Origin of the sequence: Ottowia sp. oral taxon 894 (assembly GCF_001262075.1) — a bacterium.
GTDB classification, from domain to species: Bacteria; Pseudomonadota; Gammaproteobacteria; order Burkholderiales; family Burkholderiaceae_C; genus Ottowia; species Ottowia massiliensis.
Genome location: NZ_CP012073.1, coordinates 731,933 through 747,658 on the forward strand (window position 1 = coordinate 731,933; position 15,726 = coordinate 747,658).

General features: G+C 65.3%; 9 protein-coding genes. 2 read left to right on the top strand and 7 right to left on the bottom strand.

Features of this window, described 5'->3' with window-relative positions:
- Nucleotides 1-183: 183 nt before the first annotated feature.
- From ADJ79_RS03125 to ADJ79_RS03145, 5 genes are all read right to left on the bottom strand, one after another.
- Nucleotides 184-6,510: an Hpt domain-containing protein gene (locus tag ADJ79_RS03125; protein ID WP_050714745.1), complete on the bottom strand. Its 6,327-nt coding sequence runs from the start codon at nt 6,508-6,510 to the stop codon at nt 184-186.
- 123 nt (nt 6,511-6,633) lie between these two features.
- The gene (locus ADJ79_RS03130) at nt 6,634-8,868 is read right to left on the bottom strand and encodes a methyl-accepting chemotaxis protein (protein WP_082202859.1); all 2,235 of its coding nucleotides are present in this window, start codon (nt 8,866-8,868) and stop codon (nt 6,634-6,636) included.
- A 5-nt stretch (nt 8,869-8,873) separates the two neighbouring features.
- Complete coding sequence (locus ADJ79_RS03135) at nt 8,874-9,422, bottom strand: chemotaxis protein CheW (protein ID WP_050714747.1); 549 nt, start codon at nt 9,420-9,422, stop codon at nt 8,874-8,876.
- Nucleotides 9,423-9,428: 6 nt separating this feature from the next.
- Nucleotides 9,429-9,794, bottom strand: coding sequence for a response regulator transcription factor (locus tag ADJ79_RS03140; RefSeq protein WP_050716365.1), 366 nt, complete (start codon nt 9,792-9,794; stop codon nt 9,429-9,431).
- Nucleotides 9,795-9,804: 10 nt separating this feature from the next.
- On the bottom strand, nt 9,805-10,173 hold the full coding sequence (locus tag ADJ79_RS03145) for a PleD family two-component system response regulator (protein ID WP_050714748.1): 369 nt from the start codon (nt 10,171-10,173) through the stop codon (nt 9,805-9,807).
- 393 nt (nt 10,174-10,566) lie between these two features.
- On the opposite strand from ADJ79_RS03145, the gene hemL reads away from it, so the two are divergent.
- Nucleotides 10,567-11,877 (top strand): glutamate-1-semialdehyde 2,1-aminomutase, encoded by a 1,311-nt coding sequence (gene hemL, locus ADJ79_RS03150; RefSeq protein ID WP_050714749.1) that lies wholly within the window; start codon nt 10,567-10,569, stop codon nt 11,875-11,877.
- A 202-nt stretch (nt 11,878-12,079) separates the two neighbouring features.
- Entirely contained in the window at nt 12,080-12,694 is a 615-nt protein-coding gene (locus tag ADJ79_RS03155; RefSeq protein ID WP_050714750.1) for an isochorismatase family protein, read from the top strand.
- A 407-nt stretch (nt 12,695-13,101) separates the two neighbouring features.
- On the opposite strand, the gene ADJ79_RS03160 is transcribed toward ADJ79_RS03155, so the two are convergent.
- Both ADJ79_RS03160 and ADJ79_RS03165 read right to left on the bottom strand, forming a co-directional pair.
- A complete protein-coding gene (locus tag ADJ79_RS03160) occupies nt 13,102-14,148 on the bottom strand; it encodes a homocysteine S-methyltransferase family protein (RefSeq protein ID WP_050716366.1) in 1,047 nt (348 codons plus the stop codon).
- A gap of 453 nt (nt 14,149-14,601) precedes the next feature.
- The gene (locus ADJ79_RS03165) at nt 14,602-15,603 is read right to left on the bottom strand and encodes an AraC family transcriptional regulator (RefSeq protein ID WP_172674014.1); all 1,002 of its coding nucleotides are present in this window, start codon (nt 15,601-15,603) and stop codon (nt 14,602-14,604) included.
- Nucleotides 15,604-15,726: the final 123 nt, after the last annotated feature.

Here is a 15,726-nt window from a genome sequence, read left to right on the forward strand (position 1 = left end):
TTCATTTTTTGTCCCGCCCTGCGCCCTACCCTGCCCCGCCAGCCGCCCAAAGCCGCCTTCCTGCCCCACGGGGCTGGCCGCAGACAGGCCCCGGAGCCAGAGGCATGCCCTTGCAAGGCCATAAAAAAACAGGCCCATCGCACGGATGGGCCTGTCTTCGCGCAGGCTGCGGGCGGCCCGCAGTCAAGCGCCCTCGGCGGGCGTTGTCACCAAGGCGTATTCCTTGATGAGGTGCAGCAGGTCGTCTTCCGAATAGGGTTTGCCCAGGTAGTGGTTCACGCCCAGCTCTTCGGCGTGGTCGCGGTGCTTTTCGGCGATGCGCGAGGTGATCATGATGACCGGCAGGTCTTTCAGGCTGGCGTCGGCGCGGATGTTGCGCACGAAGTCAAAGCCGTCCATGCGCGGCATCTCGATGTCGGAGAGCACCACGGCCGGGCGTTCTTCGCGCAGGCGCTCCAGCCCTTGCAGGCCGTCGGCCGCGAGGGCGACGCGGTAGCCCTCGCGCTGGAGCAGGCGCTGGGTGACGCGGCGCACGGTGATGGAGTCGTCCACCACCAGCACGAGCGGAATGCCGGACTGCGCGGCGGCCGCCTTCTTGTCTTCGCTGCCCTTTGCGCCCTTTGCACTGAAAGCCTTGGCCTGCGCGCCGTACACCGTGGCCAGCGCCACGAGGTTGTAGATGAGCGCCACGGCGCCGGAAGCCAGCGCGGTAACGGCCACCAGGCCGGGCAGGCGCGAGAGCTGGCGCCCCAGGCCCTTCACAACCACCTCCTGGTTGCCCAGCACTTCGTCCACGTGCACGGCAATGCGCTGGTCGGCGCTTCGGAAGATGACCACGGGCGTGCTGCGCGAAGGCGGCTCGGTGCTGCGCGGAGAGTTTTGCAGCAGCGCGCCTGCCCAATAGAAGTGCAGCGCCTGGCCTTCGTGCATGAAGGTGCCGTTTTCGTAGGCCTGCTGGAGCACTTCGGGGCCGGCGCGGTGAATGATGTCCACCTGGTTGGAAGGCACGCCAATGGACAGCGCTCCCGCGCGCACCATCACCACGTGGGTGACGGCGGTGGTCAGCGGCATGACGAGGCGGAAGGTGGAGCCTTTGCCTTCGGTGAAGGTGGTTTCGATGCGGCCGCCCAGCGCCTGGATTTCGGTGCGGACCACGTCCATGCCCACGCCACGGCCCGCCAGCTCCGTGACCTGCGACATGGTGGTAAAGCCGGGCGCGAAGATGAGGCTGGCGATTTCCTCATTGCTGAGCTGCTGGCCGGCCTTGATGAGGCCGCGCTCGACGGCGCGGGCGCAGATGCGCGCGGCATCCAGCCCGCCGCCGTCGTCGTGGAAGGCCACGGACACGTCGTTGCCGGACTGGCTCACGTCAATGGAGATGGTGCCGGTGGCTTCCTTGCCCCGGCTGGCGCGCACGGCGGCCTGCTCGATGCCGTGCACCACGCAGTTGCGCAAGAGGTGCTCGAAGGCGGGCGTCATGCGATCCAGAATGCCTCGGTCCATTTCAATGGAGCCGCCGGTGATTTCGAGCTTGACGGACTTGCCGGTTTCCTTGGCGGCCTGGCGCACCACGCGGTACAGGCGCTCGGAGATGCCTTCGAACTCCACCATGCGCGTGCGCAGCAGATCGCGCTGGAGTTCGCGCGACTGGCGCGCCTGCGCCACAAGATCGTCTTCGCTGGAGTCGAGCGCGCGCTGCAAGGTGCGCTGCACGGTGGCCACGTCGTTCACGGACTCGGCCATCATGCGGGTGAGTTCCTGCATGCGGGTGAAACGGTCGAACTCCAGCGGGTCGAAGTTCTGCTGGGCGTCCTTGGTGAGCGCCAGGCGCGACTGCATCTGGGTTTCGGCTTGCAGCTCCACGTCGCGCAGCTGCTGGCGCAGGCGGTCGAGGTTGCCGGTGAGGTCGCCCAGCGAGTTGCGCAGCAGGCCCAGCGCCGCTTCCAGCCGCACGCGGGAAGTCATCACCTCGCCGGCCTGATTGACCAGACGGTCCAGCAATTGCGAGCGCACGCGCACTGCCTGATTGGCCGCCGCGCGCGAAGCCGTCAGCGAAAGCGGCGCGGGCGGCGCCACCTTGCCGCTGGCGGGGCGCTGGGCCGGCGCGGCTGGCTGAGCGGGCGCCTTGGCCTGCGGCGCGGGCGCCGCAGCAGCCCGTGCAGCGCTTGGGGCAGGCGCGGCTGAGGCGGGCGCCGCCGCCGGAGCCACGGATACCTGAGCCGGAGGCATGGCCGCAGGCGCGGCAGCGGGAGTGGGAGCGGGCCTTGGCTGCTGGTGCGCCTGCGGCTCGTAGGCCTCGCCAGCCGCCTGCGCCTGCAAGCGGATGAAGGTGTTTTCCAGCTCGTCCAGGTATTCGAGCAGCGGCTCCACATCCGCCTTCTTCAGGTTTTCGACGGCGCCCAGCTGCTCAATGGCCGATTCGGTGCGGTGCGCCATTTCGCCCAGCACCAGCGCGCCAGCCAGGCGGGCGCTGCCCTTGAGCGTGTGCAGGCCGCGCTGCACGCGGGCGCGCACGCTGGCATCCGTGGGGTTTTCCGTCCATTCACGCAGGGCTTCGCCCAGGCGGGGCAGCAGCTCCTCGGCTTCTTCTTCAAAGATGGGAAAGAGGTCTTCGTCGATGGCGTCCTGCACGTCAATGCCGTCGGCCACGGGGTGCGTGGGCGCATCGGTAATCTGGACCGTGGTGCGCGAAGCGGCAGCTGCAGCCGGAACGGAAGGCTCGGCCACATAGGAAAACACGGCAGGCGCATGCGCGTGCGAAGGCGCGGCCGGGCTGGCGGAGGCAGCCGCAGGCGAAGCCAAAGCGGCTGGCTGGACTGGCTGGGCAACGGGCGCAGGCGCTTCTTCAACCGGAGCCGGCAGTGTGGCGGGCATTGTTTCGGGCGGCAGCGCAATGATCGTCTGGCCTTCAGGCTCCAGACCATTGATGTCCGCCAGCAAGGCCGAGCCGGGTTCTTGCAGCGCGCCCGCAGCGAACTGGTGCAGTACACGCGAAATTTCAGCGGCGGCAGCCTGCAAGGTGCGAACCTGATGGGCCGAACCCTGCAACTGGCCATGCAGGCGCTGCATGGCGTGTTCGGCAGCACGCGCAAAGACGGAGAGGCTTTCGAAACCCACTGTGGCCGACGCGCCTGCCAAAGAGTGCGCGCAGGCAATGGCGCGTTCAGGCACCGTCTGGTTGGGATGGCTGGCCCAAGTGTCCAACTCTTCCACCAGGCTGCGTGACCACGGATCGGCCTCGCTCAAATACACGTTGTACAGCGGCCGGCTGATGCTCAGGGGGCCAATGACCACGGGCAGGTCTTCGGCGCTGGCCTCTTCTTGCGGGGCCGCCTGGCCTTCGCCTGCGGCAGCGGGCTGCCCGGCCGGTTCCTGAAGCGGCTCGGCCACTTGTTCCTGCGCCGCTGCGGCGTCTGCACCAGATTCCACTGACTGCGGCTGCTGCTCTTCTTGCACGAAGCCGAAATCAGACCAATCCACGTCATCCGCTTCTTCAATGGCAATCAGCGTGTCGGGGGCGAAGTCTTCAACGGGCGGCAGCTCCGTTTCTGGCGTTCCCGCTTCTTGCCCCTGGCCGCCCAGTTCCAGATCAGGCAGCAGGCTGTCGATTTCGATGATTTCAGGCGCGGGCGATTCTTCCAGGGGCGGCTCAAACAGCGCCAAATCATCTGCGGAAGCGCCCTCGCTGGTTTCAACCGTCTGGGCTTGTTCAGGCTCGGCTGTCTGCGGTTCTTCGGTTGCCTCCGCTTCAATGACCGGCGGCACGGCCTCGTCATTGCCCAGCTCTGGCAGGGCAAGGTCGGGCAGGTCGAGATCCGCCAGGCCCAGAGCGGCCGCAGGCTCCGCCGTGGCTGGTTCATCTGCCGGAACGGCGTCAGCCTCCGGTTCAGGCGCAGACTCGGCCGCAGTTTCAGGCGGCGCATCCGTCTGGGCAGGCAGCTCCGCTTCAGCAACGTCAATGATTTCTTCTGCGGGAGCTGCCGTTTGCGCCGCAGGTTCTTCGGCTGCCACTGGCATGGCAGGCAGCGGAACACGCTCCTGCCCGGTGCGCATGGCTTCGGCGCTGATGCGGAAAGGCCCGGCCTGCCAATGGCCAGACTGCTTGGCGGCAATGGCCTCCACCCAGTTGCCGAAAGCCAGCATGGACTCGGCAGCCAAGGCGCGCAGCTCGGCGCTGGCGGGCTTTTGCTCGGCCAGCCAGGCGTTCATGAGCTGCTCCATGGCCCAGGCCGCTTCACCGAACTCGTTCAGCCCCACCATGCGGGAGCTGCCCTTGAGCGTGTGGTAGGCGCGGCGCAGCGTGGTTTGCTGCTCCATGTCGTCAGAGCGCTGCTCCAGCGCCTGAATGGCCTGCTGGCCGTTCTGGATCACTTCACGCGCTTCTTCCAGAAAGATGTCGAGCAGGTCGTCATCCACCTGCGGCTCGGCGGCAGCTGGCACCGCCACGGGAGCCGGTGTGGGGCTGGCCAAGGTGGTGAGCTTGTCCATTGCGCCCTTGAGGCCCTCGGCGTCGTTGGCGCGCGCGGCGCGCGCGGCCTCCTTGGCGGCGTTGGCCAGCGCCGTCTTGTCATCCAGCGCCGCCGAGAGGGCAATTTGCTCCAGCTGGCCCGGCAATGTGTGCGGGGTGCTTTCGGAAGAAGCCCGCACGTCGTCGATCAGGTCGGCAATGGCGGGCTGCGCGCCGTCATCGCCCGAAGCTGGCAGCGATGGCGCTTCGTCTGCGCTTTGCAGCAGGTGGGCCGGCGCAGTACGGCCCATGATAGGGCGCAGCTCGCCCGTCTCCTCGTCCAGGGTGAACAGCTTTTTCGCCAGCACGGGCTGGTAGCTGAGCATGTCGATCAGAAAACCCAGCGCCCCCAGGCTGTTGCCCAGCCGTTCGAAGTCTTGCGCGTGCGCCTGCTGGATGTCTTCGCCATCGTATTGCGTGATGTTTTCGACGACATCGCGCATGCGCGCCACGGCCTGAGCTGCCTGATCCAGCCCCAGCACCAGCAGCACGCCGCGCATCTGCACCATCTGCGTCAGCGCCGTGCTCAATGGCGCGCGGTCGGCTACGTTGCGGAAGAACTGATCGAGCTGCTGCTCAACTTCGCCCAGCGTCACGCGCAGCTCGCTGACCACGGTGCCCAGCGTCTGACGGTCGCTGATGCGGCGGTAAAGCTCTTCCATCCAGGAGTCCAGAGGCTGCTGCACACCGCCATGCAAGATGGCCTCAAGACGGTCAGCAAGCTGCCGCGTCCGCGCGGCGAACACCGTATCGCCAGGGCGGAAATCCACGAAGGACGCTTCCAGAAACAGCACGGCCGTGGCCGCTTCCATCGCCAGGTCGGGGGACGGAACGGCGGCGGACTTGGCCACGTGACGGGCCACATGAACAAAGGCGTCTGCCAGGGGCTTGCCATGCGCGTGCAGGCGGCGCAGTGAATCGGCCACAAGGCCGAACTGGTCCACGCTGCTCTTGAGCCGCGCCAGATCGCCGCCCGCCAGGCCAGACCATGCTTCCTTGAGCGTGTCAATGCGGCGGCGCGCCTGCGCCAGCACCGAAGGGTCAAACAAGCCGAAGACGGCCGTCTGGTAATCGACAGGCTCGCTGTCCTGCAAGCCCCATGCCGCGCGAACGGCTTTCAGCACCGGGGTTTCTTCGCCCTTCGGCTGGGCTTGCGAGCAGAAAAACAGCAGATCTTGCGCGAGCCTTTCGGAAACGGAATGCTCGCCTCGCGCCAGCGCGGTGTACTGAACCAGAATGCGCGAGGCCGCGCGCTTGATATACACGTCCGGCTTGAGCAGGCCATGCCCCAATGCCTCGAAAAAGCCCGATGACAGCTTCCAGAAAATGCTGGGATGCAGCGCCGTTTCACCGTCAGCCAGCCCCAGGCTGACCACGCACAGCTCCTCTGCGGCGTTGGCATCGGCCGTCTTCATGATCTTGAGCGTGCCGTGATCCACGCGCTGGCGCACCGCCGTGTCGTAATGCAGTTTTTGCAAGGCTGCCGGAGTCGCCGGATTGACCCAGCGCCAACTGACGGGCCACAAATCCGCCGGGTGAATGCGGTCAGCGCCCGCCAGCTGCTGCACTTCCTGAAACTGCGGGAACAGTCCCAACGCCGGGCGCGGGTTTTCTCCCAGCTGCCCTTCCAGATACTCAACCAGGGCGAATCCGGCGTTTTCGACAACGGATACAGCCTTTTCCGTGCATTTTTCGGGATGCTGGACAAACTGCTGGGCAACGCCCTCCATGCCGCGCACCATGTGCGCCGCCACGTCCTGCCCCACCATTTCGAGCGCGCCAACCACCTGGTGCAGCTGCTGGCGCACCAGGCGCAGCGGGCCGCTGTCGATGGTGGACAAATCAACCCCGCGCGCGGTTTCCGCATCGCTGACGAAGCGCCTGAGCGCCTTGGTAACTGCTTCGAGCGATTTTCTGGTTTCGTCAAGAACCCATGCCAGCGGCCCAAGGTCGCCAGTATTGATGTGGGTCCCTGCGCTGGCCTCAGCCGGGTTCAGTGCCATGACGATGTGAACTCCCAAGATTGTTCTGTTTTGAGGGCCGCGCCCTTATCAGACGCGGCCCCGGCTGCCGGATCGTGTCCGCCGCAACCGGGAAATGAATTGACGACTCCTCTGGCCCGGCGATCAGGCAATCTTGAAGCGCGCCACGGACTGGCGCAGTTCATCCGCCATGCGGGTCAAATCACGCACCTGCGCCACTGTGGAGCGAGTGCCTTCGCCTGTTTGCTCCGTCACGGCAAAGATATGCTGGATGTTGCGCGCCACTTCATTGGCCTGCTGCGCCTCTTTGGAAGCCGAGGCGGAAATGCGCTCAATCAGCTCGGCCAGGCGGCGCGACACGCTATCGATCTCCGACAGGGCCGTTCCGGCGTTGTCGGACAGGCGCGCGCCTTCGACCACGCCCTGCGTGGAGCGCTCCATGGCGGCCACCGCGTCCTGCGTGTCGGTCTGAATGGCTTTCACCAGCGAAGCGATCTGGCGCGTGGCATCGGCCGAGCGCTCCGCCAGCCGCTGCACTTCTTCAGCCACCACGGAAAAGCCCCGGCCTGCTTCGCCAGCGGAAGCGGCCTGAATGGCGGCGTTCAGCGCCAGCACGTTGGTCTGTTCGGTAATGTCGGCGATCAGCTCGGTGATTTCGCCAATTTCCTGTGAAGACTCGCCCAGCCGCTTGATGCGCTTGGACGTTTCCTGAATCTGGTCGCGAATGGCGTTCATGCCGCCGATTGTGTTTTGCACGGCCGTCAGGCCCGATTCCGCAGCAACCAGCGACTGGCGCGCCACGGCCGCCGATTCCTGCGCCTGCGTTGAAACGTGGTTGATGCGGGCCGCCATGTCCAGCACGGACTGGCCGGTTTCACGGATTTCGTGCAGCTGCTGCGTGGAGGCGTTAAGCAGCTCGTTGGAGGTGCTTTCCACCTTGCTCGTCGTCTGCGCCACGCGCGTGGCCGTGCTTTGCACGTTGCCCACCAGCGAGCGCAGCTCTTCCACCGTGTAGTTCACCGAGTCGGCAATTGCGCCGGTGATGTCTTCCGTCACCGTGGCTTCCTGCGTCAAATCGCCCTCGGCCACCGTTTGCAGTTCATTCATCAGCCGCAAGATGGCCGCCTGGTTGGCGTCATTGACGCGCTTGGATTCCTGCTGCTGGAGTTCGGCCAGATGACGCTGCTCTTCAGCGAGCGACTGGCGCTGGCGGCTTTCATGCAGCAGCACGTAGCCCAGCCCGGCCGCAGCCAGCAGGGCCAGCAGACCTGGAATGATCATTCCCAGCAAGTGCTCGGGACGCAGGCCCGAGGTGGACGAAAGTTTGCTTTCCAGTGCCTGCAAGCTCTTGCGCAGGGGTTCGCTGTCAGCCACGATGCTGTTTTGCGCCTCGCGGGCGGCCACCAGGCCTTGCAGATTGCCCAGAATGCCGCTGGCATCCGCGCGGGTCTGCTCATAAACCTTCAGCAGCGATTGCAGGTTCTCGCGCACGCGGTCATCACGCGCGGGCGCCAGGCGCAGATCCGCGTTGCCGTTCAGCAAGCCCTCGGCAATTTCCTTGAAGGTATTCAAATCCTTGCCCAGCAGAAACACGGCTTCGGGGTTGATGCCGTCCAGCGTGAGCGACTCATTGGCGGATTTACTGATGCGCTGCGTCAGCATCACCAGCTGGCCCGTGGCCGACATCTCTGCCGCTGGGGCATTGGCCTGCAATTTGAGAGAAGAAATATTTTCCGCAATGGACAGCAGCTCCGTGGAGTTGCTGCTCATCTTGCGCAGGGAAACGCCCACCTGCGTTAGCGTTTTTTCCTGGCCCAGCACGATCTGCGTGTTCTTGTGGGCGCGCTCCACCAGAGGCACGATCTGGCTCATGCTTTCTGCATAGTCCGCGCCAAGCCGGGGCACGGTTTCACTGCCTTTCTGCAAACCGGCAACCGAGGCATCCAGCTCGTCTGCACTTTCCTTTACTTCGGCGAACGCGGAAGCATTGCCCACGGCGGCCTGCGAAACCGACTTGGCCAGCCGCTGCGACTGCATCAGCGCATTACCCGTGGCGGACACCTGCTTGGCCACCTTGTCCGTGCTCAAAACCGTCCAGGCCACCATGCCGGCCAACACGGCCACGCAAAGCCCCAGCAGAACGAACAGCACGCGCTGATGGCGCTCCGCCGTGCCTTGCCCAAGCACCGGCATCCGGAATGAGTCAGACAGATACAGCGCAGCGCCATCTTTTGGAGAAGAAGCGCCTGCGGCAGCGCCCTCGCCTTCCATGATGGCGGTCGTCGTCGAAAGGCCAAAGCCGCTGGGGCTTTGGGTTGAATTTCCGCCGGATGCGTCCGCGTCCGTATTTTTCTTCTTCAACAAGTCGGAAAAGGCCATGATGTTCAGCTTTCAGAAGATGTCGTGCCGATGCTCAGAAACGACGCATCAAGCGAGAGAGCCTGCAAATTGATTTCCTGCCATTGCACGCCCTGGTTGTCGGTATAAAGATGCCCAAAATACGCAGGCGCGCCGTCGGGCGCGGGCGCTGATTCGGTAAACATTTCCATCGTCCGCAGCCCGGAAAGACGATCCGCCAGCAAGGCGCAATTGGTTTCCAGCAAAGGATTGAAGGCCACCAGCCAGCACTGGGCCAGCGCCATTTCACTGCGCGGCTTGGCGGGAGCCGTACCCATGAATGCAGCCAAGTCCACCACGCCGCACAGATTGCCGCGCAGGTTGGTCACCCCCATAAACCACGCGCGCACGTAAGGCACCGGCTGCATGGCCGACCACGGAAAAATCTGCCCCGCGTGATCCAGGGGAAACAGCAGCCGGGCCGTACCAGCTTCCACGGCCAGCCACGAGGCTTCTGCGCCGCTGGCCTGAGTCGCCGCCTGCAAACGCTCAGCCAGGCGCCCCTGGAAGTCGCGCAAAGCTTGTTTGTCGGACATGACCGCTTATCCCAGCGCCTTGATCTTGGCCAGCAGCTCGGCCTGATTGACCGGCTTGGTGATGTAGTCGCGCGCGCCCTGGCGCATGCCCCACACGCGGTCCGTTTCCTGGTTCTTGCTCGTGCACATGATCACGGGCACGTTGGCGTACTTCGGATCGCGCGTAATGGCGCGCGTCAGCTGAAAACCATTTTGTCCGGGCATGACCACGTCCATCAGAATCAGGTCTGGAATGGCCTCGGCCAGGCGTTTATAGGTATCTTCCGCATTTTCAGCCGTTGTCACGGAAAATCCATTTTTCTTCAGCAATTCGCTGAGAAACATCAGTTCGGTCTTGGAATCATCCACGATCAGCACGTTACGGATGGCCATCATGTTCTCCTTAATTGGCTTGTCCAGTGAAATCCCGCACGGTTTGCAGCAGTTGGTCTTTTGTGAAGGGCTTTGTGAGGTACTCCTGCGACCCCACCATGCGGCCCCTCGCCTTGTCGAAAACGCCGTCCTTGGAAGACAGCATGATCACGGGCGTGGTCGAGAATTTTTCATTGCGCTTGATGATGGCGCAGGTCTGGTAACCGTCCAGCCGCGGCATCAAAATGTCGCAGAAAATCAGATCCGGATGGAAATCGCTGATTTTCGCGAGCGCGTCGAAACCATCTTCGGCCAGCATGACCTCATGGCCGCCCTGCTTGAGAAAAATCTCGGCGCTGCGGCGGATGGTGTTGCTATCGTCAATGATCAGTACTTTCATGGATGATTTTCTCGAAACTGTTTTCAAGCCGGGAAGCAAACCCGGAAAGTCTGTTTTCTCTCCTGCCTGCGGGCGCGCCGCCCACAAGCAAAGCTCTCCGCGCGGCTTGCCCGCCGCCATTCAATGCGGCAGCCAGCCACGCCGCCCCATGAAACAAAGGGCATAGAGACGGTGCAAGCTTATGCCAATGTCGCATGGAGTGCAACGATTGTATCTATAAGTTATACGCACATCTACCTGAGCCATCTCAAAAACCAATGGCCCGGGCGGGCCGCAGCCGCCCAAGGGCGCTCTGGCAAAATTGGGAGGGAAAGTCAATGCCGCCGTGACAGACTTGCAACACACAGGCAGCCTTGTCACAACTTTCCAGCGTGAACATTTGCCCAGCCTCTCATGACAAATTCTGTAAACGATCGTAATGATGCCCTGATGGAGCGCGCGCGCCGCGTCATTCCGGGGGGTGTCAATTCCCCGGTGCGCGCCTTCCGCGCTGTTGGCGGCACGCCACGCTTCATCCAGCGCGCGCAGGGCGCCTATCTGTGGGACGCCAATGACCAGCGCTACATCGACTACATCGGCTCCTGGGGCCCCATGATCCTCGGCCACGGCCATCCGGCCGTGCTGGAAGCCGTGCGCCGCGCCGCGCAAGACGGCCTGTCTTTTGGCGCGCCCACCGAGCGCGAAGTGGAGCTGGCCGAAGAAATCCTCTCGCTCATGCCCAGCATGGACATGGTGCGCCTCGTCTCCTCGGGCACTGAAGCGGGCATGAGCGCCATCCGCCTGGCGCGCGGCGCCACGGGCCGCAGCAAGATCATCAAATTTGAAGGCTGCTACCACGGCCATGCCGACGCCCTGCTGGTCAAGGCCGGTTCCGGCCTGGCCACCTTCGGCAACCCCACCAGCGCGGGCGTGCCGCCCGAAGTGGTGCAGCACACGCTGGTGCTCGAATACAACAACCTCACCCAGCTGGAAGAAGCCTTCGCCCTGCACGGGCGCGAGCTGGCCTGCCTCATCATCGAACCCATCGCGGGCAACATGAACTTCGTGCGCGCCAGCCTTGATTTCGTGCGCCGCTGCCGCGAGCTGTGCACCCAATACGGCGCGCTGCTCATCTATGACGAAGTGATGACCGGCTTTCGCACCGCGCTGGGCGGCGTGCAAAGCCTGCACGCCAAGGCCATTGCGGGCTTCGCGCCCGACATCACCGTCATGGGCAAAGTCATAGGCGGCGGCATGCCCCTGGCCGCCTTTGGCGGCAAGCGTGATGTCATGGAGCAGCTCGCCCCTCTCGGCCCCGTCTATCAGGCCGGCACGCTCTCGGGCAATCCCGTCGCCACCGCCTGCGGCCTGGCCACCCTGCGCGAAATCCGCAAGCCCGGCTTTTTCGAAGCCCTCTCGGCCCGCACCCGCGCGCTGGTGGATGGCCTTCGGGCCGCCGCGCAAGAACAAGGCGTGCCCTTTTGCGCCGACAGCGAAGGCGGCCTGTTCGGCTTTTTCCTGCTGCCCCGCCTGCCGCAAAACTACCGCGAAGTCATGCAAAGCGACGCCGCGCGCTTCAACCGCTTTTTCCACGGCCTGCTCTCGCGCGGCGTTTACGTGGCCCCGGCGCTGTACGAGGCCAGCTTCGTCAGCGCCGCCCACAGCGAAGACGACATTGCCGCCACCTTGCAAGCCGCCCGCGCCGCCTTCCGCGAGCTGGCTTGAGCCATGACAAGCCCCCGATGCACGCAACCCGCACTCACCCCTTGCATGCTCCTGTATCAATAGCATGATGTCCTAGTGGAATGAGCGCAAAAGCCATTTTCCGATGGCTTGAATTTGCTCCTCTTTCTGATGCAAAAGCCCAGCCCCGCTGCAACCCGGCATCTGAACACGCTTTCCCTTCTTCCCATGAGGAACCACCGCCATGCTGCTTGAAGCCACTGACTCCCAACTGGCGCTCATCGACTATCAGCCGCGCCTGATGGCCGCGCTTTTCGAGGGTGACGCCGCCCTGGCCAACGCCGTGCGCCTGGCCAAGCTCGCCCGTCTGCTGGGCGTGCCCGTCTGGGCCACCGAGCAATGCCCTGCCAAGCTCGGCGGCAGCGCCCCCGAGCTGGCTGGCCTGCTGGACCGCGCCGTACCCAAAACCGCCTTTGGCGGCGCATCCGAACTCGCGCCCCTGCTCAACCCGCCGCGCCCGCCCCAGCCCGCCGCGCGCGGCGGCAACGCCCGCAGCCTGCCCCGCCACCTGCAAAAGCCCGCCGAGCCGTCCGCGCCGCAGCGCAGCTCCATCGTCATCGCTGGCTGCGAGGCGCACGTGTGCCTGCTGCAAACAGCCCTGACGCTGCTGGATGAGGAATGGGACGTCTGGGTCGTGACCGACGCCTGCGCCTCGCGCACCGAGCGCAACCGCGACGCCGCCTACGACCGCCTGGCCGCCGCAGGCGCGGAACTGGCAACGACCGAAATGGTCGGCTTTGAATGGCTGCGCAGCGCCGAACACCCGCATTTCCGCGACTGGCAGGCCCTGATCAAGTAGCCGCCATCTGGCCACGGGCAGGCCCCCGGCGGCAAACGGACGGGCGGAATGGAAAACAGGCACGGCCCAATGCGCCAGGCAGATAGGTGCAGCTGAAGCGCCGCGCGGCTTGGGCGCCGCTTTTCTGCGCCGCAAAGGCAGAACAAAGACGGAATGAAAGCAAAAGGCAAGACCGCCTTGTTCAGCTCCTTTTTGCATAGCAATACGTCCTAGTGGAATCTGCGCAGAAGCTACTTTTCAATGCCTTGAATTCGCTCCTGTTTTTGCTGCAAGACAGAAGCCGGAGGCCGCGCGCCTGAAAGGCGGCTTCTTCTTGTGGGCCGCCATTCACGCATGGGCTGATTGAGGCCGCGCCCCTGCGGACGCCTGCCTGGAGCCTGTTCACCACGCTGCCCGAGAGCAGGCTCTCACGCCTGCGCCGCGTAAAAGCGCGCCGCCTGCACGCCGCGCGGCGCCAGCGGCATGACGGCGCGGGCAATGGCGTTGATGTGATCGGGCGTGGTGCCGCAGCAGCCGCCCACAATGTTCACCAGCCCTTCGGCGGCAAATTCGTGCACGAGGCGGCTGGTGACTTCCGGCGTTTCGTCAAAGCCGGTTTCGCTCATCGGGTTGGGCAGGCCCGCATTGGGATAGCAGCTGATGAAGGTGTCGGCCGCAGCCTTGGCCAGCTCCTGGATGTAGGGGCGCATGAGCGCCGCGCCCAGCGCGCAGTTCAGGCCCACGGCCAGCGGGCGGGCGTGGCGCACGCTGTGCCAGAAAGCCGTGACGGTCTGCCCCGAGAGCACGCGGCCCGAGGCGTCGGTGACGGTGCCGCTGATGATGACGGGCAGGCGCTCGCCCGTGGCGTCAAACGCTTGCTCGATGGCAAAGAGCGCAGCCTTGGCGTTGAGCGTGTCGAAGATGGTTTCCACCAGCAGCACGTCCGCGCCGCCTTCAATCAGCGCCAGCGCCTGCTCCAGATAGGCAGCGCGCAGCTGCTCGAACGTGATGTTGCGCGCGCCCGGGTCGTTCACGTCGGGGCTGATGCTGGCGGTGCGCGGCGTGGGGCCTAGCGCCCCGGCCACGTAGCGAGGGCGTTCGGGCGTGGCGTGGCGATCGCACGCGGCGCGCGCCAGCCGGGCGGAGGCCAGGTTCATCTCGCGGGCCAGATCGGCCATGCCGTAGTCCTCCTGCGCAATGCTGGTGGCGCCGAAGGTGTTGGTTTCAATCAGATCGGCGCCGGCGGCCAGGTATTTGTCGTGAATGTCGGCAATCACATCCGGGCGGGTGAGCGAGAGCAGCTCGTTGTTGCCCTTGACATCGCGCGCGAAGTCTTTGAAGCGCTCGCCCCGGTACTGCGCCTCGTCCAGCTTGAAGCGCTGAATCATGGTGCCCATGGCCCCATCCAGAATGACCAGGCGCTTGCTCAAAGTGGCAGGCAAGTCTTGGGCGCGGGTGTAGGCGGGCAGGTTCATGGCGGGCGCAAGAAAGGAAGCCGGAAGCGGTCCGGGGAAACAGGCAAAGGGGGCGGATTCTAGAAAGCCGCCTGCGCCCGAAGCCGCGCCCATGCCTTGCCGCCGCAGAGCGCTGGCGGCTGGGCCAAGCGGCATGCTCCTGCCTGCAAGCGGGCGTGAGGGCGTGCAAGAAAGCTGGCGCAGCAACGCCGCAAAGCGCTCAAGCATCAGCTCAGCGTCTGGCCGCAAGGGGCAAAAGCGCGGATCGGGACGACCTGCAAGGCGCAGACGGGCTTGCTGTTTGCCGCCCGGCGAGGATTGGCTCAAACGGACTCTGAACCGGTTCCGGAAGCGCCCCTTGCCGCAAGCCGCAGGCGCGCCTTCGCGCTGGAGCGGGCGTCATCAGAAACCATCAGTGAAACGGCTCGGTCAAGGCCGCCCGGCCAATGCCGCGCCCGGCCTCACCCAAAGCGCTCATGCGGGCAAATGGCCTATGCGGCTTGCCTCGCGCTCATCCTGCTGGGCGCTGGCCAGCGCCCAGGCCTTGGGCGCGGCGCCCGCGTGCTGGCGGAAGGTTTTGCCGAAATGGCTGGCGCTGGCAAACCCCACGGCGCAGGCCACTTCAGCCACGGGGCGGCCCGCCGCCAGCAGGGCGCGGGCGGTTTGCATGCGCCAATGCGTCAGGCGCGTGTGCACGCTCTGGCCATACAGATGCTGAAAGCCCGCTTGCAGCCGTTTTTCATTCAGGCCCACCTCGTGCGCCAGCGCGGCGGCCGTCCACGGCTGGCCGCAGTGCTGTTGCAGCAAGGCATGGGCGCGGCGCAGGCGGGGCAGATCGGCCGCGTGGACCGGCGCTTGGCAGGGCGCCTGCGCGGCAGGGCTGGGCGGCTGGCTGGCGAACACGGCCAGCGCTTCCAGCGCCTTGGCGCGCAGCCACAGCGCGCGCGCTGCGCCGTCTGGCAGCGGACAGGCCAGGATGTCGCGCGCCGCGCGCAGCAGCGCCGCCGGAGCATGCGCTGCCGCCAGGCTGGAGCCAGCGCCGCCGCCCTCGCCCTCTTGCGCAGACGGATGCACGGGTAAATGCGCGGCCAGTGCGGGCCTGAGCGCCCGCGCCGCCTGTGGCGTCAGGCGAATCTCCACCAGCCGCAGGCGCTGCTGCGCGTGCATGCAGTGAAAGCCTGCATTGCGCGCGCCGCTGCCGTGCATGAAAACGCACATGCCGCCGCTTGCGCGCAGCATGGGGCCGCCGCGCAAGGCGGTTTCCATCCGGCCCTCCAGCAACACGCACAGGCTGGTGGCAGGCGGGCCTTCCGCCTCGCACTCCCAGGGGCGGCTGGCGCGCACATCCAGGCAGGCCAGCCGCAGCCCCGCGCCTGGCGCGTACAGCCGCATGCCGCAGGCCCACTCTTCAGGCAGGTGCAAGCCAGGCTGGCGCAGCAGCGATTCCATCCGCAAAACAGGGCGCGTCGTCGTCATGGGCAAGGCCTCGGTATTGAGAAAAGGGAGCGAATTCAACCAACAAAAAAACGGCGTTTGCGCCCGTTCCATCAGGACATCACGCGATGGATTCAGGAGCCCCATCAGCTTGCCGTCTCGCCC